Below are 23,202 nucleotides of genomic sequence, written 5' to 3' on the forward strand. Positions count from 1 at the left end.
TCATATGAGGGTCCGTCACAAAGGGGCTGAGGCGAGTCATGCGCGTACTGTTCACCACGTGGGCCTGGCCCTCGCACCTGTACGCCCTGGTGCCGCTGGCCTCCGCCTTCCGGGCGGCGGGCCACGAGGTACTGGTGGCGAGCCAGCCGGGGCTGAAGCCGGAGCTCGACCGGACCGGTCTGCCCGCCGCGGTGGTGGGCGAGGACGTCGACGCGGTCGGCATGGTGAGCGGCTATGTGCTGCCGCCCACGGCCGGGACGCCGGCGGCCCCGGACGGCAAGGGCCCCCGCGCGCTGCGGATGCTGGAGGCACTGGCCGCAGCGATGACCGACGGTCTGGTGGAGCTCGCCCGCGACTGGCGTGCGGACCTGGTGGTCCACGAACCGACCGCACTGGCCGGTCCGGTGGCCGCGGCGGCGGCCGGGGTGCCCGCGATCCGGATGCTGTACGGCACGGATCTGCTGGCGCGGGCCGACGCGCTGCTGCCGCAGGTGGTCGCGCCGTTGCTGGAGCGCCACGGGATCGAGCCCGCGGAATTCGACGCGTCGGGCGCGCTGACCCTGGACCCCTGTCCCGATGCCCTTCAGGACGGACCACGGGGGCCGCGGCTGGCCGTGCGCCACGTCCCGTACAACGGGTACGGGGGCGTGCCGCAGCCGCCGTTGCCCTGCCGTGCTCCCGGAGTGCGACGGGTCCTGGTGACGTGGGGGCACACCCTGGCCAGGATCGATCCCCGCCTCTTCCTCGCCGGGCAGGTGGCCGCAGCGCTGCCGGGCCCGGACGTGGAGGTGGTCCTGGCGGTGTCGGCAGCACAGTACGGGCTGTTGGAGCCGGAGCTCGTCGCGGGGGGTCCCGGGGCAGGGGTGCGGGTGGTGGTGGACGTTCCGCTGCACGCCCTGGTTCCCTCGGCCGACCTCGTCGTCGCCCACGGCGGCGCGGGCACGGTGCTGACCTCGCTGCGCGCCGGCGTCCCCATGCTGTTGGTGCCGCAGCTGCCGGACCACACCGGACATGCCGGCCGGGTCGCGGCTGCCGGTGCCGGCCGGGTACTCGGCCGGGCCGAGGCGGTCCCCGGGCGGCTGCACACCGAGGTGAGGGAGCTGCTGGAGGACCCGGCGGCGCGTTCGGCAGCGCGGGAACTGCGTGCCGAGATGCTCGCCCGGCCGACGCCCGCCCAGGTTGTCACCCGCCTGCAGCGGTCGGTTCCCGTCCCGGGCGGCGGCATCCGATGACCGGCGGCCGGTGACCGGCGCCCCGCACGCCAGGGGCCACCCGCGATGTATTCGCGGGTGGCCCCTGGTCGTGTGACGGACGGTGCGGTGCCGGCGGAACGCGGCTCCGGCCGGACGGTCAGAGCACCGCCTCCGCAAGCGCCTCCAGCTGGCCCGGGTCCGCCGAGCAGGGCATCAGGATGAGCTCGTCGCAGCCCGATTCGGCGTAGCCCTGCGCCAGGTCCACGAGTGCCCGGCGGTCTGTGAGGGCCATGGAGGCGATGCGCTGGGCGACGGGTCCGGCGAAGGAGTAGTAGTCGCCGAGGTATTCCTGGGCCGTCTGCAGGGCGTCGGGGCCGAGCGCGGCGTACGCCAGGGCGACCAGGCGTGGCCTGTCGGTGCGGCCCGCGTCCTGCCAGGCCCGGTGGACGCGGGCGACGAGCTCGCCGTAGCCCGACGCGGAGCTGCCTCCGCAGAACCAGCCGTCGCCGAACCGGGCTGCCCGCTGCATCGCGGCCGGTGAATGCCCGCCGACCAGCAGCGGCGGCTGCCCTTCCGCGAGGCGGGGCCCGATGCCGGGCACGGGGCCCTTGCCCTGCCAGATGTCACGGAGTTCCGCGAGCTGCCCGTCCAGCCGGCGTCCCCGGTCGTGGTACGCGGCGTCCACGGCCCGGAAGTCGTCCTCACGGCCGCCCGCGGCGACGCCCAGGACCAGCCTGCCGCCGGAGAGCGCCGAGACGGTGGCCGCCTGCTTGGCGAGCAGCGCCGTCTGGGTCCGGTAGGGGGCGATCAGGATGCCGGTGGTGAGCCGCACCCGCTCGGTGACTGCCGCGGCGGCGGCCAGCGAGGTCAGCGGCTCGAAGTTGTCGTACACCAGGCGGTCGATGACGCCCAGACTGGCGAACCCCGCCTCTTCGGCGCGGCGGGCCCACGCCGTCAGCGCGGGGCCGTCCTTGTCCAGGACCGTGGTCGGCAGACCCAACCCGAATTCCATGCCTGTTCAGCTCCTTGTCGGTCGGTGCGAGGGAGTGCGAAGCCGTCGGCCGCGGTCAGCACAGTCCGCCGTCCACGGCCACGGTGCAGCCGGTCACGTAGCGTGCGAGGTCACTGGCCAGCCACAGGACGGCATGTGCCACCTCGTCGGGCCTGCCGGTCCGGCCGAGCGCGATCAGATCCGCGTAGCGCCGTCGCATGGCTTCCTGCTGCTCGTCGGGCAGTTCGCGCCATGTCTCGGTCTCGACGATGCCGGGCGCGATCATGTTGACGCGGATGCCTTGGGGGCCGAGTTCCCGGGCCAGTGACCGGGTGAGGCCGGTGAGCGCCGCCTTGACGGCGGTGTAGTGGGCGCGGCCCGGGACCCCGATGTCGACGGCCCGGGATCCGATGCCGATGACCGATGCTCCCGGCCTCAGCAGCGGCAGGCATTGCTGGACCAGCAGATACGGGGCGGTGAGCCCGGTGGCGACGGTCCGCTGCCACTCCCCCGGCGTCAGCCCGGGATAGGGCACCTGGTGGATGACCCCCGCGTTGTTGACGAGAACGTCGAGGTGTCCGAAGGCGTCCGCGGCACACCGGGCCAGCTGCCCCGCCTGCCCGGGATCGCTCAGGTCGGCGCGTACGACATGGTGGGTGCCGGGCAGCGCGGCCAGTTCCCGGCGCAGCGACTCGGCGTGCCCGCCCGGCTGCCGGTGACAGGTCATCACCTCGGCACCGGCTCCGGCCAGGGCGAGGACCGTGGCCCGTCCGATGCCCCGGCTGCCGCCCGTCACCAGGGCCCTTCTGCCCTTCAGGCTGATGGCCATCTGCACCTCTCGGTGGTTTCGCGTGGTTGCGGACACTGTGCGGCCGGCTTCTCGAGCGCCCGTACATTCCCGCTGGATCCCCGGCGCGCTCCAGGGAACCCCGAGTGCCCCGGCCCACAGTGGGCGCACAACTCGCCGTGCGACGAAGGAGTGTGCATGCCCATGGGCGGCAGGGGAATCCGGGTCCTGATCGTCGGAGGAGGCATCGGCGGCCTCTGCCTGGCACAGGGGCTGCGGAAGGCCGGAGTGGACTTCACCGTCTACGAGCGGGACACCGCCGCCGGGGCCCGGCAGCAGGGCTACCGGCTCAGGATCAGCCCGGAGGGCGAGGCCGCGCTGCGCGCCTGCCTGCCCCCGGCCCTGCAGGAGCTGCTGACGGTGACCGGCCACCGGCGTGGGGAGAACGGACTCGACGCCTACGACGAGCAGTTGCGGCCGCAGTGGACGCCGCAGTTCGACGATCCACGGGGCGACCGGCCCGACAGGGTCGACGCCGTGGACCGGGACATACTGCGCCGGATCCTGCTGGCCGGGCTGGAGGACCGGGTCCGTTTCGGCCGGACCGTCGTGGGGTGCGAACACCTGCCCGGCGGGCGGGTGGCGGCGCGCTTCGCCGACGGCAGCACCGCCGAGGGGGACGTCCTGGTGGCCGCCGACGGAGCCAACTCGCAGGTGCGCGGCCGGCTGTTGCCGACGAGCCGGCCCACCGACCTGGGGGTGCGCACGGTGTTCTCGCGCATCGCCCGCGAGGACGCCGTGCGTGCCGGGCTGCCGGAGCCGTTGCAGGACCGCTTCAGCTATGTCATCGGGGCGGACAGCCATCTCGGTCTGATGCCGATGTCCTTCCGCAGCTCTCCCCGGCAGGCCGCGGCCCGGCTGTGGCCCGGGCTGGAGCTGCCGGACTCCGGCGACTACTACATGGTGGTGCTCAATGTGCACCGCGACGACCTCGGCATCTCCGATCAGGAGTTCTTCGCACTCGACGGGCCGGGGCTGTGCCGCTTCGCGGCGCACCGGACCGCCGCCTGGCATCCGGGGCTGCGCGGCCTCTTCCACCACGCGCGGGCCGACCTGTCCTTCGGGGTCGCCCTGAGGGCGCAGGTGCCGGTCACGGGATGGGACACCTTCCCCGTGGTCCCGCTCGGGGACGCGGTGCACACCATGCCGCCGTCGGGCGGCGTGGGCGCCAACACGGCGGTGAGGGACGCGGCCGCGCTGACCGGGGCACTGGCGGCGGTGGACCGGGGCGGGCGGGACGCGGCGGATGCGGTGGCGGAGTACCAGAAGGCCATGGCCGTGTACGCGACCGAAGGGGTGGAGATGTCGCTGCGGATCGCACGCTGGTCGATCAAGAAGGTGGACGCCGTCGCGGGCGCCGGGGAGCACGGGAACTAGCCTCGTGCGGGAACACGGCCGCCGCCGACCGCCGGGCCGCCCCGGGCGGGGGAATACCGGGGCGGCCTGGCGGTCCGGCGGCGGCGTGGGCCGGGAGGACGGTGGAGGGTCAGCGGCCGCCGGCGGTGTGGATGACCTCGCCGTTGATGTTGCCGTTGCCCGCCGAGCCCAGGAACACGATGAGTTGGGCAACCTCGTCCGCCGTGGTCAGGCGTCCGCTCGGGGTCTCCTGGATGCTCTTCTCGATCAGCTTGGGGTCCACGTTGGCGAGTTGCTCGGTGACCGTGCCACCGGGGGCCACGACGTTGACGAGGATGCCGTCGCTGTTCCACATCAGACCGCGGGCGAAGCCGTGCAGTGCCGACTTGGCCGCACTGTAGATCTCCGAACCGGGCATTCCCGTCTGCGCGGTGACCGAGGAGAGCAGCACGACCCTGCCCCAGCCCCGCTCGCGCATGCCGCGCAGCGTGTGCCGGACGGTGCGGATGTGGCCCTCGACGTTGGCCCGCATCGTGGCGAACCACTCGTCGACCGGCAGGTCCTCCAGCGGCGGCTGCTTGTCGGGGTCGACCCAGACCCAGGTCTGGGCGTTGGCGACGACGACGTCGATGCCGCCCCACCGCTCCTCGGCGGCCCGGACTCCGGCGGCGATGGCATCCGGGTCGTTCAGGTCGAGCGGGACCGCGTACGCCCGCTCCCCGCCGCCGAGTTCCTCGACCAGCTGCTCGGCCTTGGCAGGGGCCGAGTGGTAGGTGATGACGACGCGGGCTCCCTCGGCGGCGAACGCCTGGGCGGTGGCCTTGCCGATGCCCTGGGTCGCTCCGGTCACCAGTACCCGCTTGCCCTGCAGTCCCAGATCCATTGTTGCCTCTCCTACCGGCAGGCCCGCGTGTGCGCGCCTGCTGAACGTGTGTGACGTGCCGTGTGGTGGTGCATGGTGCGCAGAGGTGACGCATGGCGGTGGGCCATGCCGGGCGTGCTACTCCCGCTCGCCACCGCGGTATTCGTAGAGTTTGTCGGCCATCTTGCGCTTGGCGGGCGGCAGATGGTTGAGCGCCCACAGGCCGGCCCTCATGCCCACCAGCGCCACCCGGCCGAGGACATCGCGGTGCACGACCTGGTCGCCGCTGAAGTTCTTGCGCGAGTCCAGCACCGCCTTGAACCCGTACTCGACCATCTGCGTCTCGTAGTCGTGCACGGCGTCGTGCAGGGTCATGGAGCCCTTGCTCACCGCCGTCAGGTTCTTGGTGAGCAGCGCGGCGTCGCGCAGCGCCGTGTTCGCGCCGACGCCCATACCCGGGGTCATGGTGTGGATCGCGTCGCCGAGCAGGGTCACGTTGGTGGTGCGCCACTGGGGAACGGGCTCCGTGGTGTGCACCTTGATGGGGAAGCAGGTGCTCGGGTCCCCCATGCGGAACAGCTGGTGCAGCTGGGGCGCCCAGCCCGGGGTCATGCGCAGGACGAGGTCGATGAGTTCCTTGCCGCGCATCTGCATCACGTCGGACGGGAACTGGCGGGTGGCCGCGTTGAAGCCCCAGTTGATGTAGTCGCGGGTGTTGTCGTAGAGCAGGCCCGGCCAGTTCTTGATGAGTTCGGCGTCGGTGTTGCCGATGCCGTGCTTGAGCTCGCCCTCGCGGTCCCAGGGGAACTCCATGGTGTGCAGGATGCAGGTGTAGCCCCTGGGGGCCATCACCAGGCCGATGCCCTGTGTGACCTCCCTGGGCAGCAGCGCCCGGGACTCGTCGGTGAGCGGGACCTTGCAGGTCACGGCGATGACGCCGGCCTCCTGGACCGTGGCGTGCGGCAAGTACTGGCGCCGCACCCGGGAGTTGCTGCCGTCCGCGGCCACCAGCACGTCACCGGTGGCCGAGGTGCCGTCCTCGAAGAAGGCGGTGACCGTGCCGTCGTCGTTCTGCTCGTAGTGGGTGAAGACCTTGCCGAACTCGACCACGTCCTCCACTCCGGTGACCAGCACCTGGCGCAGGGTCATCCGGCTGACCGACTTCTCGCTGTTGACCGGGTCGGTCGGCGGGTGGAGTTCGAGGGTGAGGGATTCCTTGAGCTGTTCGGTGCGGATGCAGAAGTAGCTCGCCGTACGTGCGCAGGTGGCGACGAAGGTGTCGAAGAGATCGGGGGACAGGCAGGCCTTCAGCGCCCGGCTGCCGTCCGGGTCGATGCCCACCCGGTAGCCCTGCACTCCGTCGGCGCGAGTGCGGTCGCGCTCGTAGACGCGCACGCTGACGCCCGCGCGCTTGAGTCCGTGCGCCAGGCACAGGCCGCCCGTACCACCGCCGATCACGATGACGTGGGGGGTAGTGGTGTCCTTCACATGTGCCTCCGTGGTCCGTTGCGTTCGCGGATGTCTTGACGACCAAGCAAAATTAGCTTGGCATTCAAGATGCTTGATTGTCAAGAGATAGATGGGCCCGCCCTGGCGCTCAGGCCCAGGCAGTGCTGACGTGCTCGTCACGGACGACATAGGCGGTCCGCTCCAGCACCGAGTTGAGGATCGTCGCCGAACGCACCGCGAGCAGGCTGAGGTTGGGGTCCGCGATGCCATGGCCGATCCGGCTGCGGTTCTGCAGGTACAGCCGGTTCCGCTCGGCGTTCTTCCAGCGGACCGAGTAGTCGGCCTCCAGCAGGGGCCGGCCCGACTCGTCCGATTCCATCAGCGCCGCCAGCCCGGGGGCGAGCGGAAGTCCGGCCGGTTCCCGGCCGGTGGCGAGCACCACCAACGGCGCGGCGTGCCGCTCCCGGCCTCCCCAGTCCCGCTCGCACCACAGGGCGATCTGACCGTCGCGCCGCGAGGCCCGGACCACGTCCCGGCCGGGCAGCAGCATCACCGGATGGCGGCCCTCGCGCAGGTACGTCTCGTAGTTGAGCTGGTAGACCTCCTGGAGCGTGGCCAACGAGATGCCGTCACTGGTGAGTTGCTGCTGTGCGACGTAGCGCCGCCGCACCTCCTCCGGCAGCCCGTGGAAGAACCTCAGGTACGTGGGCCGGAAGAAGTCGTTGGCCGAGGGCGAATCGTCCATGGGCGCGAACCAGTTGCGCCGGCCGATCCAGCGCACGTCGCGGAAGCCGTGCCGGATCAGCATCAGCACACACTCGGCCCCCGTCTGGCCGCCCCCCACGACCAGCGCCGGCTGGTAGGGCAGCACCGCCGCCCCGCTCAGCCGGGTCTGCAGCCGCTCGGCGAGCACGAGCCCGCGCGCCCCTTGCAGATCCTCGAAGCACGCGGGCACCCGGGGCCGGGTGCCGAGCCCCAGCACCACATGGTCCGCGGTCGCCACCACCCCCTCCGGGCCGCTGAGGACGAACCGCCCGCCGCCCGAGCCGTCGTCGGCGTAGGAGACGCACTCGACGGGTGTACTGCAGTGGATCGTGCCCAGTTCGCCGGCGGCCCAGGCCAGGTACCGCGCGAACTCCAGCCGCGGGATCTCCGCGTACTGGGCGTTGAAGAACGAGTACAACCGCCCGCTGGACACCAGGTAGTTCAGGAAGGACAGCCGGTTGGTCGGGTCGACCAGGGTCACCAGGTCCTTGACCCAGGACGTCTGCAGCTTGCTGCCCTCGCTCAGCTGACCGGGGTGCCATGCCGGCGCCGGGCGTCGTTCGTAGAGGTGGACGCCGCCGGGTACCACCTTCTCGCCCAGTGCGGCCAGGCTCAGATTGGCGGGCCCGGCACCGATGCCCGCCACTGCGTGGTGAGGCGGCCGGTCGGACCGCTCCGGAGTCGCCCCGACGGGGCACTGGCGCTGCTCGCTCATCCCTCTCCTCCCGGACTGCATCCGCCGCCTCCCGGCGGGCCGACGTGTTGCCGGATCAAGGGTCGGCAGTACGCATCGCGCGACACTCGCGGCCCGCTCGCCCGGCGCTGGTGCCGCACTCGTGGCATCGGGCCCGCGCGCGTCGAGCCTTCCGCTAGTGGCTCTGGAGGCGTGCACCGCATGCTCGCCGCCTCTGTCGGAAAGGACGAGCGATGAGCAGCTCACCGCCCACTCAGCTGGTGGACAGCGCCGGATTCCGGTCGATGATGGCCCGCTTCCCCTCGGGTGTCTCCGTCGTGGCCGCGTACGGCACCGACGGCACCCCGCACGGGATGACCTGCACCTCGCTGTGCAGCGTCAGCCTGGAGCCGCCGACCCTGCTGGTCTGCCTCCGCAACGGCAGCGCCACCCTGGACGCGGTGCTGTCCTCGGGTGCGTTCACCGTCAACCTGCTGCACACGGCCGCGCGGGCGGCGGCGGAGCTGTTCGGCTCCGGCCGGCAGGACCGCTTCGACGTGACGACCTGGTCGGACTCCCCCACCGGAGCCGGACCGTGCCTGACCGCCGACGCACTCGCGGTGGCGGACTGCCGGGTGGACACGACCCACCTCGCGGGCACCCACACCGTGGTCTTCGGCAAGGCGGTCCACCTCCTGCTGCGGCCGGGGCGTCCACCGCTGCTCCACGGTCTGCGGGCGTACGCCGACTGGCCGTTCCCCGCCCCGTGAGCCGGCCGGGACGGACGGAATCCACGAAGCCGGGGTGCCCGATGCGGCGGGCACCCCGGCTTCGTGGTGCTCAGGCACCCTTGCGGCAGACCACCAGAGTGTCGTAGTCGCTGAGCGGCGTCACCTCGGTGCCGGCGAATCCCGCCTTCTCCGCGACCGCCGTGATCTCCGAGATCGGGTACTCCTCACCGCCGTCGGTGACCAGCAGCATGTCCAGGCTGATCACCAGGTTCTCGATGTGGTCGGGTTCGTCCTCGAGCATCCGGTCGTAGATCAGCAGGGTGCCGCCCGGGTTGACCGCCTCGTAGGCCTTGGCGACGAGCGCCGCACGCTGCTCACGGTCCCAGTCGTGCAGGACGTGCCCCATCGTGACCACGTCCGCGTGCGGCAACGTGTCGTCGAAGAAGTTCCCGCCGGTGAAGGAGACCTTCCCGGTGAGCCCGTACTCGGCGACCTTCTCGTCGAACAGCGGCTCCATCGCGGGCAGGTCGAAGACGTGCCCGGTCAGGTGCGGGTGCGCCCGGACGATGAGGGAGCACAGATTGCCCCGTGCGCCGCCCACATCGAGCACCGAGGCGTGGCCGGAGAAGTCGTACGTCCGGGCCAGCTCCGGCCCCACCACGTTGGTGAGCGCGTCCATCATGCCGACGAACTGCCGCAGGATCTCCGGATTCCGGGTGACCTGGTCGAAGGCGCTGCCGGACTGCTGCTGCCCGGTCCGCAGCCCCTCGGCCAGCCGGCCCCACGCCGGGTAGAGATTCCGGTTGGAACGCTCCATGAAGCCGCCCACGTAGCCCGGCCGGCCGTGGACGAGGAAGGCATCCGCGCCCGGGCTGTTGCGATAGCGGCCCTCGGCGCGCTCCAGCAGGCCCAGCGCGGCCAGCAGGTCGAGGAAGTCGGACAGTCCCCGCCCGTGCAGCCCGAGGGCGGTGCGGATCTCCTCCCGGGTGGACGGGCCCTTGTCGTGCAGCACGGTGAACAGACGCAGTTCCACTGCGGTCAGCAGCGCCTTCGCATCGCAGAACATGTTGCCCAACCGGATGATCCCGGCCGGGGTGCTCACATCGGGCATGGTGTTGGTCATGTGCAGGCTCCTTCCGGCACCGACCGTGGCCTGGTGCCACAGGGTTGCCGGGACCTTGGCAAAGCCGGGTTGAGCTCCCCTCGAGAAACCGCCACACCGGTGACAGGCGGTTCTCCAGCACCGCTTGAGGCGCCGGCGGTTTCATCCTGACGCCCCGCCGGTTTCGCGCGGGTTCCGATCGGTCCACCCGGAGGGGACAAGGGGACATGCATGTATGACGTGAGAATCCCGGTGCTGATCGTCGGCGGAGGCCCCGTCGGGCTGGCCACCGCCCTGTTCGCGGGACGGCACGGGCTGCGGACGATGGTCCTGGAGAAGCGGGACGACACCTCCACCCTGCCCCGGGCCCCGGGCCTGCAGGCCCGCACGATGGAGCTGTTCCGGGCGGCGGGTCTGGGCCCGGACATCCGGGCGCTGGAGATGGGCGACTCGCATCCCTACTTCGAGGGCGGCATCATCAAGGTGCGCACCTACGCCGACATCGACGAGGCGGAGGTGCTGGAGGTGCCGTCGCTGGACGGCCCCGAGGTCAGCCCCGAGCGGGTGATGGGGTGCGGTCAGGACCGGTACGAGAAAGTGCTGGTCGCCAAGGCCGAGGAGTACGGCGCGGACGTGCGCTTCGGGTCCCGGCTGGTCTCCTTCGAACAGGACGACGAGGGCGTGACCGCCGTCGTCGAGGAAGTCCGGGACGGCCGCCGGTACACCGTCCGCGCGGACTACCTCGTGGGCGCCGACGGGGCGAGCAGCCGCACCCGGGAGGCCCTCGGAGTGCGCCGCACCGGGCGCGGCACCGTCTTCAACGCACTCAGTGTCTACTTCCGTGCGCCCGAACTGGAACAGCTGCTCAAGGGCCGCAAGTTCATCCTGTGCTACGCCTCCGCGGGCGGAGGCCTGATGGGGCTGTCCCGCCTGCACGGCCGCGACCCGTGGCTCGCCGCGCCGCTCTTCTTCCCGGAGAAGGGCGAGAAGCCGGAGGACTTCACCGACGAGCGGTGCGTGGAGATCGTGCGGCAGGCCGCCGGGCGGGACATCGACGTGGAAATCGTGGACAAAGTGCCCTGGCGCGGGGCGCAGTTGGTCTCCGAGACCTTCCGGGTGCACCGGGTGTTCCTCGCCGGGGATGCCGCACATGTGCACCCGCCCGCCGGCGGGTTCGGCGCCAACACCGGTATCCACGACGCCCACAACCTCGCCTGGAAGCTCGCCGCGGTGCTGAAGGGCTGGGGCACCGACGCGCTGCTGGACACCTACGACGCCGAGCGGCGTCCGCTGGGTACGGCCATGTCGGAACAGGCCCTGGTCCGCAACCGGATCCGGCACGGCCACGCCACCGACCGGGACCGGGCCGACTTCGTGGACGATGTGATCATCACCCTCGGCTACCGGTACCGGTCCGCGTCCGTGCTCGCCGAGCCCGGGGCCCGGGTGCTCAGCCCCGAGCTGGAACTCGCCGGCGAACCCGGGACCCGGGCGCCGCACGTGTGGCTGCGCCGCGGCTCGGAGACGATCTCCACGATCGACTTGTTCTGGGACTCCTACGTCCTGCTCACCGGCCCCGGGGGCACGGCCTGGGCGCAGGCGGCGGAGCCGGTGGCGGAGAAGCTCGGCATACCTCTGCGCACCGTCACCCTCGGCGCATCCGGCGGACTGCTGCCCGTCGACCGGGACTGGGCGGCGGCGTACGGAGTGGGCCCGGGCGGGGCCGTGCTGGTCCGCCCGGACGCGTTCGTGTCCTGGCGCGCGGCAGAACCCGCCGCGGATCCGCAGGAGGTCATGGCCGACGTGCTGGCGCGGGCGGCCTGCCAGGGCTCCTGACGGCACGGCACCGGCGGGGGCGGACGCGGGCATCGCATGCTGCGGTCACCCCCTGATGCGGGCCATGTGGTGCTCCTGGGCCTCCCGTGAGGCACGCATGAAGTCGAGGAGCAGCTTCACCTCGTCCACCGAGTAGCGGTCGATCATCCGGCGGCCCTCCTCGGCGAGCGGGCCGTAGATCTCGAGCAGTCGCCGACGTGCCTGCTCGGTCGGCTGGATCACCGCCTTGCGGCGGTCGGCCGGATCGGGGGCACGGGTCACGTACCCCGTCCTGACCAGCCTGTCCAGCATCGTGGTGACGCTTCCGGTGGTCAGTTTCAGCGCCGCCCCCAGTTCGGTGGGGGCGGCGCTGCCGCGTTGCATGAGGACGTCGAGGCAGGCCAGGTCGGTGCGGTTGACCCCCAGCCGCTCGGCGGCAGCCGCGTCCACCGCGTCGACCGCCGTCTGCAGGGCCCTGGCCTGATCGGCGAGTTCGTCTCTGAGCGCCTTCGCTTCTTCGCTTGACATTCCAGTATCTCGACCTTCAAACTAAATTTATCTTGACCATCAAGGTACCGATGGTCGGCCCAGATGGCGAGAGGGCGAGGGCCTTCTCGACGCGTCCTCGGGGAATTCTCGAGGCTCCGGAAGGAATCAATCATGAGCGACGAGTACCTCGGCCACCCGCACACCTCCGCCGGCGCCACCGAGCGGATCGAGGCCCGGTTCACCAGCGAGAGGCGGCTCGGCGCGTGGACCGACGCCCGCCGGTTCGACGTGCACGCGCTGCGCAGCTCCGTCCAGCTCGACCTGCGCTCCAACCGCATCCCCGCCGGCGACCTGGAGGTCTGCCTCGACTCCGAGCGGTCCTCCGTGAAGCTGAGGGTGCCGGACGACGCCGTGATCGACATCTCGGAGCTGCGCCGGGTGGGCCGCACCAAGTTCCACGGCGAGCCCGGCCGGCGCGGCGCGGGCGGCCGGGTCGTCCGGCTCACCGGCGAGCTCCGGGACGCCGAGATCCGCATCGCCCGGGGCGGTGCGGCCACTCCGGAGGAAGGTCTGTCGCAGGAGTTCGTCGACGCCTGCCGGACGCTGTACCACGAGGGCCGCCGCCTGGCTGCGGAGCACGGTCCCCGCCACGCCCGGTGACCCGCCGGGGCGCCCGCCGACCGCACCGCGCGCGGATCGCCCCCTCCTTCCCTGCCGTCTCTCCCCCGCACAGGCCGCGGCCTTCCGGTCCGAGCCGCGTCCAACCGTTCCTCGAGGCCGCCTGGCCAAGCTCATCCGCATGGAGCGCCAGACGACCGACCGGTCCGCCCCACCGGTCCGGGCCGAGCTTTCCGGGATCATGCGGCACACCGCCCGGAAGCTGGTGGACCACCCCTTCTACCAAGGGCTCGCGGACGGCACCCTGCCGCCCGGGGCCCTCGCGCACTTCCTCCAGCAGGACCACTGGCACGTGCTGCCCGCCTACGCCGACGCCCACGCCGGCTGCGCGGCACGCGCCACCGACCCCGGCCATGTCCTGCTGTTCCGCCGGATGAGCACCGGCACCGCGGACGATGCCGGCCGCCGCCGCGCCCGGGTGCGCCGATGGGCCGCACGCCTGGACCTGCCGCTCGCGGACGGCGAACCGCCCCTTCTGCCGACCACAGTCGGCTACACCGGCTTCCTGCGCGCGGGCGCCGCCCGCTCCCTGGCCGCCGGGACCGGGGCCGTACTACCGGCCGCCTGGCTGTTCCTGCTGGTCACCGACGAGCTGCTCGCCCGCGGCACCCCGGCCTCCCGCTATGCGGAAGTGATCGAGGAGTGGCACCCGGGTGACACCTACCGCGCCCTGCTGGGGACCCTGCTCGACACGGTGGACGAGATCGCGCAGCAGCTCCCGGCGGCCGGCCGCCGGGAGCTGGCCGGCCACGCCCGCCGGGCCGCCGCCCACGAGTGGGCCCATGTGGACGCGGCGTGGCGGCGCGAGGCCCCGCCACGTGACCGGATCACTTCCGACGAACCCCATGAGAACGACGACACCGAGGAGCGAACCGCATGTGCGGAATAACCGGCTGGGTCGACTACGCCCGTGACCTGACACACGAGCGCGCCACGGTCGAGGCCATGAACAACACCCTGGGAAACCGGGGACCGGACGCCCGTGGCGTGTGGGTCGCCCCGCACGCGGGCCTGGGTCACACCCGCAATTCGATCATCGACCTGGCCGGGGGCGTGCAGCCCATGACGGCCGAGGAGAACGGCCGCACCCTCGCGGTCCTCACCTACAGCGGCGAGGTCTACAACTTCAAACAGCTGCGCAGCGAACTCGAGTCCCGCGGCCACCGCTTCCGCACCCGCTCGGACACCGAGGTCGTACTCCGCTCCTACCTGGAATGGGGTGAGAACTGCGCAGAGCACCTGGAGGGCATGTTCGGTTTCGCGGTGTGGGACCTGCGCACCGAGCAGCTGGTGCTGGTCCGCGACCGCCTGGGCATCAAGCCGGTGTTCTACAGCGTGCGGCCGGACGGCATCCTCTTCGGCTCCGAGCCCAAGGCGCTGCTGGCCCACCCCGACATCCGGCCGGTGGTCGGCGTACCGGAACTGCAGGAGCTGTTCTCCACCGCCAAAACACCGGGCCAGGCCGTCTTCCGGGACATGCAGGAACTGCTGCCCGGCCACACGCTCACGGTGAGCCGCTCCGGCCTGCGCACCCGCCGCTACTGGACGCTCGAGGCCCGTCCGCACACCGACGACCTGGACACCACGGTCGGGCACATCCGCTCCCTGCTCGAGGAGATCGTCACCCGCGAACTGGTCGCCGACGTACCGCTGTGCACCACGCTCTCCGGCGGCATCGACTCGAGCGTGGTCACCGCCCTGGCCGCCCGGGCCCGGGCCGCGGCGGGTGACGAACCCGTGCGCACGATCACGGCGAACTTCGTCGGCTACAGCGAGAACTTCCGTCCGGACGACCAGCGCGACACACCGGATGCCCCGTACGCGGCCGAACTGGCCCGGCATGTCGGCAGCGACCATACGGACATCGTCCTCGGCACCGCCGACCTGATCGGGTCCACGGCCCGCGAGGCCGCGGTCGTCGCCCAGGACATGCCCACGATGCTGGGCGACATGGACACCTCCCTGTACCTGATGCTGCGCGCCACCCGTGAGCACTCGACCGTCGCCCTCACCGGGGAGACCGCCGACGAGATCTTCGGGGGGTTCAAGTGGCTGCACGACAGTGAACTGGTGGCCGCCGACAACTTCCCCTGGATCGAGGCGGAGAAGCGTCAGGAGGGCAGCCGCAACGGGCAGGGACGCGGCCTCTTCGAGCGCGGTCTGCTGGACAAGCTGGACATGCCGGCGTACTACGCGGACGCCTTTCAGCAGACACGTTCTCTGACGCCCCATCAGGCGGGCGAGGACGCCCGCGAGTTCCGGATGCGCGAGCTGTGCTACGCCCATCTGACCCGCTGGCTGCCGATGCTGCTGGACCGCGGGGACCGGCTCGCCATGGCGTCCAGCCTGGAGACCCGAGTGCCGTTCTGCGACCACCGGTTGGTGGAGTACGTCTACAACACCCCCTGGTCGTTCAAGACCTTCGACGGCCGGGAGAAGAGCCTGCTGCGCGCCGCGGGCAAGGACCTCCTGCCGGTGTCGGTCCTGGAACGCCCCAAGAGCCCCTACCCCGTCACCCAGGACCCCGCGTACACCCGTGCGCTGCACGACGCGATGGCCGAGGTCCTGGCCGACCCCGGCGCACCCGTGCTGCCCCTGCTGGACGTGGCCGCGGCGCGCAAGGCGGTCGCGGACGACTCCCCCACCGCCCACGAGTGGCACAGCCGGTCCAACCTGGAGATGGCGCTCGGCGTCGACTTCTGGCTGCGCCACTACGGCATCACCCTCGAGGTGTAGCAGGCATCGCGGCCGGGCCACCCGTCTCCGGGCGGCCCGGCCGCATTGTGCTGCCCCGGCTCACACCTGCAGATAGCGGCGCAGCTCCCACTCGGACACCTGGCGGTGGTAGTCGTCGAACTCCGCGCGCTTCACGGCCGCGTAGTAGTCCGCGTAGTCCCCGTCGGCCGTCTTGCCCAGGCCCTCGCGGAGCACGCCGTCCCCGGTGAGCGCCTCCACGGCATGCAGCAGTGTGGGCGGCAGCGGGCGCAGCGGCCCGGCGCCGGGGACGGACGCGGCACCCTCGAGATCGGCGGAGACGGGCGCGCCGGGATCGGCTCCGCGCTCCATACCGTCCATGCCCGCCGCCGCCAGGCCCGCGAGGGCGAGGTAGGGGTTGGCCGCGGAGTCCACGCAGCGCACCTCGATCCGGCCCGCGTCCGGTACCCGCACCATGTGCGTGCGGTTGTTGCCTCCGTAACTGGCGTATCCCGGAGCCCAGCTGGAGCCGGACAGGGTCGCCGCACCGGCGCCGAGCCGCTTGTACGAGTTCACGGTCGGGCAGGTCAGGGCGATCAGGCCGGGCGCGTGGTCGAGGACGCCCGCGATGAAGCCGTACGCCTGCTGCGACAGGCCGAGCCCCCGGGGGTCGTCCGGCGCCGCGAACACCGGCACACCGTCCCGCCACAGCGACATGTGCAGGTGCAGTCCGCTGCCCGTGAGGCCGGTGAACGGCTTGGGCATGAACGTGGCGACCAGACCGGCCCGGTGCGCGGCGAGCCGCACCAGATGCCGGAAGACCACGATGCGGTCGGCCGTGCGCAGGGCCTCCGCGTAGCCGAAGTTGTGCTCGAACTGGCCGTTCGCGTCCTCGTGGTCGTTGGAGTAGTTGCCCCAGCCGAGAGCGTCGACGGCCCGGCTCACCGTGGTGAGGTGGTCCAGCGCCCGGGTGGCGGCGTGGGCGTCGTAACAGGGTGAGGCCGCGTCGTCGAGCTCGTCCGCGACCCGGATGCCGCCGTCCTCCGTGCGCCGCACGAGGAAGTACTCCGGTTCGGCCCCGACCTTCAGCTCGAGGCCGAGGCCGGCGAGCCGCTCCAGCCGGCGGCGCAGGATGCCGCGCGGCGCGTACGGCCATGGCTCGCCGCCGACTTGGAGGTCGCACTGGACGATGCCGAGGTTCTCCTGCAGCGGCATCCGGACGTACGAGGCGGGGTCCGGTACCGCCACGACGTCCGGGTCGGCCGAGCTCTGACCCAGCCCGTCGGCCGCGTTGCCGGCGAAGCCCAGTCCTTCGCCCAGGAGCCGGTCGAGGGTGTGTGCCGGTGCCAGCTTGGCGCAGGCCTTGCCGTGCAGGTTGACGAACATGACCAGCAGGAACTCCACGCCGTCGCGGTCGACCGCGCGAGCCAGTTCCTCGGCGTTCGCCGGTGGTGTCGGTGCCGTCATCGTGACCTCGCCTTCGAGCATGCACGTCGGTTTCTTCCGCCGGACACGGTGACCAGGACCGCTCGAGAGCCACTAGGGCGATGCGCCGCAATGCACTCCACCGCGTCTCGAGCCGGAGACCTCACGGTGGGCCCGCACGGCATGTCCCGTTCCGGTGACCGCAGGAAGGCAGAGGCACGGATGGACCACAAAGCACTCAAGAGGGGCCTGGCCGCTGGGCCGGGGAACGCACTGGACCGGCTGCTCGGGACCCTTCCCGCCCAGGATGCCGAGGCGGTGCGGTCGTGGCTTCCGGGACCCGGAGGCGCGACGGAGCCCCTGGCGCTGCTGGAGACGCTGGCGGCGTCGGCCGGTGACGTCGTCCGCCCCGACGACTCCACGCCGCGCGCGGTGCGCCGGGTGGGCGTCATCGGCGGTGGCACCGCGGGCTACCTCACCGCGCTCGCGCTCAAGGCCAAACGCCCGTGGCTGGACGTCACCCTGGTGGAGTCGCCGCAGATCCCCATCATCGGGGTGGGTGAGGCCACCGTGACCTACATGACGCTCTTCCTGCACCACTACCTCGGCATCGACGCCGAGGAGCTCTACCGCCGGGTGCGACCGACCTGGAAGGTGGGCATCAGGTTCGACTGGGGCCCGCACCCGGACGGGTTCATGGGCCCCTTCGACTGGTCCAGCGACAACGTGGGCATCCAGGGTGCGATCGCGGCCACGGGCACCATCAACGGGGCCACGCTCGGCTCGGCGCTCATGATGGCCGACAAGGCGGCGGTCTACCGGACCGGGGACTCGCCGACGTCGTTGATGAAGTACGTGCCGTTCGCCTATCACCTGGACAACGGCCTGCTGGTGTCGTACCTGACCGAACTCGCCCGGCGGCGCGGCGTGCACCACATCGACGCCACGATCGCCGACGTGGTGCTCGACGGTCCCGAGTGGGTGGATCATCTGCGGACCTCGGACGGCCGCGACCTCGGCTTCGACCTCTACGTGGACTGCACCGGGTTCCGTTCCCAGCTGCTGGGGAAGGCGCTGAAGACACCGTATCTGCCGTACTCCGGCACCCTGTTCACCGATTCCGCGGTCACCGGCAACGTGGACCATCACGGTGACATCAAGCCCTACACGCAGGCGACCACGATGAACGCCGGCTGGTGCTGGCGCATTCCCACCCGGGACAGCGACCACCGCGGCTACGTGTACTCCTCGGCGGCGATATCCGACGAGGAGGCCGCCGAGGAACTGGCGGCACGGTTCCCCGGCATCTCCGAGCCGCGGGTCGTCCGCTTCCGCAGCGGCCGTCATGAGAAGGCATGGCGTGGCAATGTGATGGGCATCGGCAACTCCTACGGTTTCGTGGAGCCGTTGGAGTCCACCGGCCTGATGATGATCGGGATCGAGATCCAGACCCTGGTGTCCTGTCTGCCCGCGTCCTGGGACGGCCCGCAGGTGCGCGATACCGTGAACACCGCCCTGGGCCAGCAATGGGACGCGATCCGCTGGTTACTCGGCCTGCACTACCGGTTCAACACCCGCCTGGACACCAAGTTCTGGCAGGAGTGCCGCAACAGCGCGGATGTCTCCGGCTTCCAGCCCTTGCTCGACGTCTACGCCGGCGGCGCTCCGCTGTCCCGCCGCAATGCCTTCGTCCGGGACATGCTGGACCGGGTGACGCCCACCTTCTTCGGCCTGTACGGCATCGACTACCTGCTGCTGGGCCAGCAGGTTCCGACCCGCATGCTGCCCATGGACGAGCCGCCGGCAGCCTGGCAGGCACGCAGGCGGGCCGCCGACGCGCTGGTACGGGCGGCGCTGCCGACCGGCGAGGCGCTGGCTGTGTACGACGCGCATCCCGAGCTCCACCGGCAGCTGCTGCAGGACGAGGACAGCTGGGCGGGCACCAGGATCGCGGAACGGCTGGGAATGCTCTGAGCCCGTACGCCGCGGCGGCGTGATCCGGCCATGTGGCCCGGACCAGCCGGTCGTCACGATCCGTAAGCATTCACCTACCACATTGATCCGTGAAAGCCAAGAGGAATCCACGCCTTCTCAAGCGGCGCTCCGGCGACCCGGACCACCATGCGGGGCATCCCGGCGCCGGGCGACGGACGTCCGCGTCGGCGAAACGGAGGAAATGTGCGTAGGGGGATTGTTCCAGGATCGGTCTGGGCCGGTCTGATCGCCGGGGCGGCTCTGTTCGTGCCCGCCCCGGCCTCGGCCGCCGGTCCCGCCCACGGGGCGACGGCCGCACCACGGCACGTCATCGGTCATGCCGTCGGCACCACGTACTACGTCGACTGCGCCGCAGGCGACGACTCGGCGGCGGGCACCGGCCCGGGCACCGCCTGGCGGACCCTGGCGAAGGCCGGCAGCCGGGTGTTCGCACCGGGCGACACCTTGCGGCTGCGCGGCGGCACGACCTGCACAGGCACCCTCGCCCCGCGCGGTTCGGGCAGCCCGGGGATGCCGGTCACCATCGAGTCCTACGGGTCGGACACGGCCCGCATCGACGGCGGCGGGGCATCCGCGGCCGTCCTGCTGCACAACGTGCAGTACTACGAGTTGAAGAACATCACCGTCACCAACACCGGGACCGCCCCCGCGCAGCGGGCCGGCATCCGGGTTCTCCTCGAGGACTTCGGCACCGGACACCACTATGTGCTGTCCCATGTCACCGTCCGCGACGTGAACGGTACCGACGACCGGTATCCGAACCCCAGCGGCGGCATCCTCTTCGAGGCGGGCGGGGCCTCCGTTCCCACCGGTTTCTCCGACGTCCACGTGACCGGCAGTCAGGTCTCGCACGTCGACCGGGTCGGCATCGGCCTGACCTCGGACTGGCAGCGCCGGGCGGAGGACCCCACCGGGCCGGGGACCGTCTTCGTCCCCGCGGACGGCGTGGTCATCGACCACAACACCGTGACGGACACCGGCGGTGACGGGATCGTGGTGTTCAACGGCCGTCAGGCCAAGGTGGAGTACAACACGGTCAGCCGGTACAACATGCGGTCGAAGGACTACAACATCGGCGCCTTCGCCTGGAACTCCGACCACACGCTGTTCGCCCACAACACGGTGACCCAAGGTCACTACCCGGGCATCGCCTTCGCCGTGGAGGGCGGCAACACGGGAACCGTCTACGAGTACAACTACTCGCGGGACAACGAGGGCGGGTTCCTCTACTTCTGCCAGGCCGACGGGCAGATCACCAAGGACGGCGTGGTCCGGTACAACATCAGCCAGAACGATGCCGCGGGCGCCAAGGACTTCGGCCTGATCAGCTCCTACTGCACGGGGGTCGCCAATCTGCACATCGACAACAACACCTTCTACGCGCCCAACGCACCGAGCATGGTGAAGATCTCCCAGAGCAACCAGGTGGCGATGCGGAACAACATCTTCGTCGGCCGGTCCCAGGGCTCGGACTTCCAGGACCCGTACAGCTGCTACCAGCACAACCTCTTCGAGCACATCCCGGCGCTGCCCCCGCACAACGGCCACTCGGTCACCGGGGACCCGCTGCTGGTCGCCCCCGGGACCGCGACATGGGCCGGGGACGCGAACGGGTACGCGCTGAAGGCCGGTTCGCCCGCACTGTACGCGGGCACCCCGGTCGCCAACGACGGTCAGGACTTCTTCGGCAATCCCGTGCCGGGCAACCCTTCCATCGGCGCCTTCCAGGGACGGCCGCAGTACAGGGGCCCGGTCCGGTAACGCTCCGTTTCCCCGGCCGGGGCGGCCCGCCGCCCCGGCCGCCTCAGTACTCCCCGGAGATCTCCGCCGCCAGGTACCCGTCGACATCCGGCGGGTCCTGGCGGACCACGTGCTCCACCCACGCATCCCGCTCGTGCGCCATCGCGGCCATCTCCCACACGCAGGCCGTCGCACGGCCCGGCGCCTCGGCCGGCCGCGTCAGATCCGACCAGTCGGCCAGCCAGGTACGCGTGTGCAGGATCAGCCTGTTGGCGCTCCACCAGCCGACGACCACGTACACCCCGTCGGCATCCTCGTGCACCACGCTGAAGGCATGCGAGAGGCCCTCGCAGTGCGCGGGCGGCAGCGTCATGCCCACAGCGGTCCGCGCGAAGGCGTCGACCTCCTCGGAAGGCACCTCCCGCAGCGCCGACACCGCGTAGCGCTTCACGGTCCAGCCGCCCGTCCGCTCGTGCCGCAGCGTGCGCACCGAGCGGGGCGTGTAAGGGGTGGGACGCGTCCCCACCTGTAATGCGGAAGCCATGCCGCCATGGTGGCACGGTCGCCCCGACCGGCCCAAGACCGTTCCAGTGCTCCTCGAGCGGTGTCCGGGACCTTTCTCCCGTCGGCCGCGCGCGACGCGGAACGGACTACCGCCTGGGAGCCTGGCTGTGCAGACGTTCACCCTGGATGATTCACAGCTGATCCACGAGTACGGGATCGGCATAGGCCGGTGGGAGCACCGGCCGAAAGCGGAACAGATGCCGTTCGACGCCATGTGGTGCCGCGTCCCGGCGCATTCCGCAAGCCGACAGGACCAGCATCCCGAAGTCGAACTGGCCGTCGTCGTGGCCGGCACCGCCGTCTTCGCCGTCGACGGCAAGGAAGTGACGGCGCCTCCGGGTACCGCCGTGCTGCTGTCCCCCGGTGAACGGCACGTCATCACGGCGGCCGAGGAGCCGGTGAGCATCCTGAGCGTGTACTGGCTGCCGCGCGCGGCCGAGGACGGCGGGGAGACGGCACGATGACCGCGGCTCCCACGACCGGTCCGGGTGGCGACGGCCGGAAAGCGACCGTGCTCCTCTCCCCTCCCCCGACCCCGAACGGTCCGCTGCACGTGGGCCACCTGGCCGGGCCGTACATCGCGGCGGATGTCGCGGCCCGCGCGGCCCGGCTGCGCGGCGAGCGGGTGCTGACCGTGTGCGGCCTGGACGACCACCAGAACTACGTGCCGGCCAAGGCCCGGCAGCAGGGCACCAAGGTGCGGGAGGAGCGCGACGGGCATGCCGCGCGCATCCGCGCGGTGTTCGAACGGGCCGGTGTGCACCACGACGTCTTCACCGACCCGCTGAGCGACGCGGCCTACCGCGCCGCGGTGGACGGCTTCCTGCAGGAGCTCGTCGGCTCCGGAACGGCACCGGTGCGGGAGTGGCGGACACCGGTGTGCGCCCGGTGCCCCGGTACGCCCCACCACGCCTACGTGTCAGGTCGCTGCCCCTCCTGCGGGTCCGGTTCGGGGGGCGGCACCTGTGAGGTCTGCGGCACGCACACCACGGCCGGGAACCTGCTCGAACCGCGCTGCACCCGCTGCGGGTCGCTGCTGACCGGACAGTTGACGGTGCGGGGGCCGGTGCTGCCGCTGGAACGGTACCGGGAGACGCTGTGCCGGATCTGGGCGAAGGCCCCGGCGTCACCCGCCGCACGGCAGTTGCTGCACCGTCTGCTGGACCGGGAGACGCTCCCCGAGGTGCCGCTCAGCTACCCCACGGACTGGGGTATCGAATCCGGCGCGACGCCCGGTCACCGCATCGACGTCTGGGCCGAGATGGCGCTCGGCTACGTCCACACCGTCGGCCAACGGCTGGCCCCGGGCGCGGCCGGGCTCGCCGCGCACGCGGACGCCTGGCGGGGCGTCCAGTCGCTGTGGGCCTTCCTCGGACGCGACAACGCCTTCTACTACCTGGTCCTCTTCCCCTCCCTGTTCGCCGCCTGCGGACTGCCGCCGGAGGTGATCGGCGGGCTGGTGGTCAACGAGTTCTACCGGCTGTCCGGCGAAAAGTTCTCCACCAGCCGGAACCACGCGGTGTGGGCCCACGAACTGCTGGAGCACGACGATCCCCGGGCGCTGCGCGCCTTCCTCTGCTGGGACCGGCCGGCTCCCCACTCCACCGACTTCACCCTGGAGCGCTATCGCAGGGTCAGCGCCGAGTGGGACTTCGGCGCCGAGGCGGCAACCGGCGACGCGGCGCGCTCCATGGCGCGGGAACGCGCAGCCCAGGCGCTGACGCTGGAGCACTTCGACGCCGCGCTCGCCGCCCGCTGCCTGCTCGTCCCCGGTGGCGACCCCGTGCTGCGAGGGGTGCTGACCGGGACGGAGGGCGGGGAGTCCCCGTGAGG

General features: G+C 71.5%; 20 protein-coding genes. 11 read left to right on the forward strand and 9 right to left on the reverse strand.

Annotated elements, in window-relative coordinates; genetic code table 11:
* The first annotated feature begins 38 nt into the window (after positions 1 to 38).
* Positions 39 to 1,232 (forward strand): nucleotide disphospho-sugar-binding domain-containing protein, encoded by a 1,194-nt coding sequence (locus HG542_RS07510; RefSeq protein WP_171079290.1) that lies wholly within the window; start codon positions 39 to 41, stop codon positions 1,230 to 1,232.
* 118 nt (positions 1,233 to 1,350) lie between these two features.
* Here HG542_RS07510 and HG542_RS07515 read toward each other — a convergent pair whose 3' ends face one another.
* Both HG542_RS07515 and HG542_RS07520 read right to left on the reverse strand, forming a co-directional pair.
* Positions 1,351 to 2,205: an LLM class flavin-dependent oxidoreductase gene (locus HG542_RS07515; RefSeq protein ID WP_171079291.1), complete on the reverse strand. Its 855-nt coding sequence runs from the start codon at positions 2,203 to 2,205 to the stop codon at positions 1,351 to 1,353.
* A 55-nt stretch (positions 2,206 to 2,260) separates the two neighbouring features.
* Positions 2,261 to 3,013: an SDR family NAD(P)-dependent oxidoreductase gene (locus HG542_RS07520; protein ID WP_171079292.1), complete on the reverse strand. Its 753-nt coding sequence runs from the start codon at positions 3,011 to 3,013 to the stop codon at positions 2,261 to 2,263.
* A 162-nt stretch (positions 3,014 to 3,175) separates the two neighbouring features.
* Here HG542_RS07520 and HG542_RS07525 point away from each other — a divergent pair, with 162 nt between their 5' ends.
* Entirely contained in the window at positions 3,176 to 4,408 is a 1,233-nt protein-coding gene (locus HG542_RS07525; RefSeq protein WP_218039010.1) for an FAD-dependent oxidoreductase, read from the forward strand.
* A gap of 109 nt (positions 4,409 to 4,517) precedes the next feature.
* On the opposite strand, the gene HG542_RS07530 is transcribed toward HG542_RS07525, so the two are convergent.
* From HG542_RS07530 to HG542_RS07540, 3 genes are all read right to left on the reverse strand, one after another.
* Positions 4,518 to 5,270, reverse strand: a complete 753-nt coding sequence (locus HG542_RS07530) for an SDR family NAD(P)-dependent oxidoreductase (RefSeq protein ID WP_171079294.1) — start codon at positions 5,268 to 5,270, stop codon at positions 4,518 to 4,520.
* A 117-nt stretch (positions 5,271 to 5,387) separates the two neighbouring features.
* Positions 5,388 to 6,737 (reverse strand): FAD-dependent oxidoreductase, encoded by a 1,350-nt coding sequence (locus HG542_RS07535; RefSeq protein WP_229922601.1) that lies wholly within the window; start codon positions 6,735 to 6,737, stop codon positions 5,388 to 5,390.
* A 109-nt stretch (positions 6,738 to 6,846) separates the two neighbouring features.
* A complete protein-coding gene (locus HG542_RS07540) occupies positions 6,847 to 8,178 on the reverse strand; it encodes a lysine N(6)-hydroxylase/L-ornithine N(5)-oxygenase family protein (protein ID WP_171079296.1) in 1,332 nt (443 codons plus the stop codon).
* Positions 8,179 to 8,390: 212 nt separating this feature from the next.
* Here HG542_RS07540 and HG542_RS07545 point away from each other — a divergent pair, with 212 nt between their 5' ends.
* A complete protein-coding gene (locus HG542_RS07545; protein WP_171079297.1) occupies positions 8,391 to 8,906 on the forward strand; it encodes a flavin reductase family protein in 516 nt (171 codons plus the stop codon).
* A 70-nt stretch (positions 8,907 to 8,976) separates the two neighbouring features.
* Here HG542_RS07545 and HG542_RS07550 read toward each other — a convergent pair whose 3' ends face one another.
* Positions 8,977 to 9,990 (reverse strand): methyltransferase, encoded by a 1,014-nt coding sequence (locus HG542_RS07550; RefSeq protein ID WP_171079298.1) that lies wholly within the window; start codon positions 9,988 to 9,990, stop codon positions 8,977 to 8,979.
* A 210-nt stretch (positions 9,991 to 10,200) separates the two neighbouring features.
* On the opposite strand from HG542_RS07550, the gene HG542_RS07555 reads away from it, so the two are divergent.
* Positions 10,201 to 11,805 (forward strand): FAD-dependent monooxygenase, encoded by a 1,605-nt coding sequence (locus HG542_RS07555; protein WP_171079299.1) that lies wholly within the window; start codon positions 10,201 to 10,203, stop codon positions 11,803 to 11,805.
* Positions 11,806 to 11,850: 45 nt separating this feature from the next.
* Here HG542_RS07555 and HG542_RS07560 read toward each other — a convergent pair whose 3' ends face one another.
* Positions 11,851 to 12,312 (reverse strand): MarR family winged helix-turn-helix transcriptional regulator, encoded by a 462-nt coding sequence (locus tag HG542_RS07560; RefSeq protein WP_171079300.1) that lies wholly within the window; start codon positions 12,310 to 12,312, stop codon positions 11,851 to 11,853.
* Positions 12,313 to 12,444: 132 nt separating this feature from the next.
* Between HG542_RS07560 and HG542_RS07565 the strand changes: the two genes are divergently transcribed.
* From HG542_RS07565 to asnB, 3 genes are all read left to right on the forward strand, one after another.
* Positions 12,445 to 12,933 (forward strand): hypothetical protein, encoded by a 489-nt coding sequence (locus HG542_RS07565; RefSeq protein WP_171079301.1) that lies wholly within the window; start codon positions 12,445 to 12,447, stop codon positions 12,931 to 12,933.
* Between the two features lie 139 nt (positions 12,934 to 13,072).
* Complete coding sequence (locus HG542_RS07570; RefSeq protein ID WP_171079302.1) at positions 13,073 to 13,840, forward strand: TenA family protein; 768 nt, start codon at positions 13,073 to 13,075, stop codon at positions 13,838 to 13,840.
* On the forward strand, positions 13,828 to 15,687 hold the full coding sequence (gene asnB / locus HG542_RS07575) for an asparagine synthase (glutamine-hydrolyzing) (protein WP_171079303.1): 1,860 nt from the start codon (positions 13,828 to 13,830) through the stop codon (positions 15,685 to 15,687). The genes HG542_RS07570 and asnB overlap by 13 nt, the downstream gene beginning before the upstream one ends.
* 60 nt (positions 15,688 to 15,747) lie before the next feature.
* On the opposite strand, the gene glnT is transcribed toward asnB, so the two are convergent.
* Positions 15,748 to 17,133, reverse strand: a complete 1,386-nt coding sequence (glnT, locus tag HG542_RS07580; RefSeq protein ID WP_229922602.1) for a type III glutamate--ammonia ligase — start codon at positions 17,131 to 17,133, stop codon at positions 15,748 to 15,750.
* A 159-nt stretch (positions 17,134 to 17,292) separates the two neighbouring features.
* On the opposite strand from glnT, the gene HG542_RS07585 reads away from it, so the two are divergent.
* Both HG542_RS07585 and HG542_RS07590 read left to right on the forward strand, forming a co-directional pair.
* On the forward strand, positions 17,293 to 19,044 hold the full coding sequence (locus HG542_RS07585) for a tryptophan halogenase family protein (RefSeq protein ID WP_171079304.1): 1,752 nt from the start codon (positions 17,293 to 17,295) through the stop codon (positions 19,042 to 19,044).
* Between the two features lie 204 nt (positions 19,045 to 19,248).
* The gene (locus HG542_RS07590) at positions 19,249 to 20,826 is read left to right on the forward strand and encodes a right-handed parallel beta-helix repeat-containing protein (protein ID WP_171079305.1); all 1,578 of its coding nucleotides are present in this window, start codon (positions 19,249 to 19,251) and stop codon (positions 20,824 to 20,826) included.
* Between the two features lie 43 nt (positions 20,827 to 20,869).
* On the opposite strand, the gene HG542_RS07595 is transcribed toward HG542_RS07590, so the two are convergent.
* Positions 20,870 to 21,349 carry a hypothetical protein gene (locus HG542_RS07595; RefSeq protein WP_171079306.1) on the reverse strand — a complete coding sequence of 160 codons (480 nt, stop codon included), beginning with the start codon at positions 21,347 to 21,349 and terminating at the stop codon, positions 20,870 to 20,872.
* Between the two features lie 127 nt (positions 21,350 to 21,476).
* Here HG542_RS07595 and HG542_RS07600 point away from each other — a divergent pair, with 127 nt between their 5' ends.
* Positions 21,477 to 21,833 (forward strand): cupin domain-containing protein, encoded by a 357-nt coding sequence (locus HG542_RS07600; protein ID WP_171079307.1) that lies wholly within the window; start codon positions 21,477 to 21,479, stop codon positions 21,831 to 21,833.
* A complete protein-coding gene (locus tag HG542_RS07605; RefSeq protein ID WP_171079308.1) occupies positions 21,830 to 23,200 on the forward strand; it encodes a class I tRNA ligase family protein in 1,371 nt (456 codons plus the stop codon). Before HG542_RS07600 ends, HG542_RS07605 begins: the two co-directional genes overlap by 4 nt.
* Positions 23,201 to 23,202: the final 2 nt, after the last annotated feature.

It is taken from the genome of Streptomyces morookaense (assembly GCF_013030945.1).
GTDB classification, from domain to species: domain Bacteria; phylum Actinomycetota; class Actinomycetes; order Streptomycetales; family Streptomycetaceae; genus Streptomyces; species Streptomyces morookaensis.

Excerpts from the sequence above, each read along its gene's own strand:
- HG542_RS07585 (WP_171079304.1), top strand. The coding sequence starts at position 17,293 with ATGGACCACAAAGCACTCAAGAGGGGCCTGGCCGCTGGGCCGGGGAAC.
- HG542_RS07515 (WP_171079291.1), bottom strand. The coding sequence starts at position 2,205 with ATGGAATTCGGGTTGGGTCTGCCGACCACGGTCCTGGACAAGGACGGC.
- HG542_RS07510 (WP_171079290.1), top strand. The coding sequence starts at position 39 with ATGCGCGTACTGTTCACCACGTGGGCCTGGCCCTCGCACCTGTACGCC.
- HG542_RS07605 (WP_171079308.1), top strand. The coding sequence starts at position 21,830 with ATGACCGCGGCTCCCACGACCGGTCCGGGTGGCGACGGCCGGAAAGCG.
- HG542_RS07525 (WP_218039010.1), top strand. The coding sequence starts at position 3,176 with ATGGGCGGCAGGGGAATCCGGGTCCTGATCGTCGGAGGAGGCATCGGC.
- HG542_RS07520 (WP_171079292.1), bottom strand. The coding sequence starts at position 3,013 with ATGGCCATCAGCCTGAAGGGCAGAAGGGCCCTGGTGACGGGCGGCAGC.
- HG542_RS07555 (WP_171079299.1), top strand. The coding sequence starts at position 10,201 with ATGTATGACGTGAGAATCCCGGTGCTGATCGTCGGCGGAGGCCCCGTC.
- HG542_RS07565 (WP_171079301.1), top strand. The coding sequence starts at position 12,445 with ATGAGCGACGAGTACCTCGGCCACCCGCACACCTCCGCCGGCGCCACC.
- HG542_RS07595 (WP_171079306.1), bottom strand. The coding sequence starts at position 21,349 with ATGGCTTCCGCATTACAGGTGGGGACGCGTCCCACCCCTTACACGCCC.
- HG542_RS07550 (WP_171079298.1), bottom strand. The coding sequence starts at position 9,990 with ATGACCAACACCATGCCCGATGTGAGCACCCCGGCCGGGATCATCCGG.
- HG542_RS07545 (WP_171079297.1), top strand. The coding sequence starts at position 8,391 with ATGAGCAGCTCACCGCCCACTCAGCTGGTGGACAGCGCCGGATTCCGG.
- HG542_RS07560 (WP_171079300.1), bottom strand. The coding sequence starts at position 12,312 with ATGTCAAGCGAAGAAGCGAAGGCGCTCAGAGACGAACTCGCCGATCAG.
- asnB (WP_171079303.1), top strand. The coding sequence starts at position 13,828 with ATGTGCGGAATAACCGGCTGGGTCGACTACGCCCGTGACCTGACACAC.
- glnT (WP_229922602.1), bottom strand. The coding sequence starts at position 17,133 with ATGCTCGAAGGCGAGGTCACGATGACGGCACCGACACCACCGGCGAAC.
- HG542_RS07570 (WP_171079302.1), top strand. The coding sequence starts at position 13,073 with ATGGAGCGCCAGACGACCGACCGGTCCGCCCCACCGGTCCGGGCCGAG.
- HG542_RS07540 (WP_171079296.1), bottom strand. The coding sequence starts at position 8,178 with ATGAGCGAGCAGCGCCAGTGCCCCGTCGGGGCGACTCCGGAGCGGTCC.
- HG542_RS07530 (WP_171079294.1), bottom strand. The coding sequence starts at position 5,270 with ATGGATCTGGGACTGCAGGGCAAGCGGGTACTGGTGACCGGAGCGACC.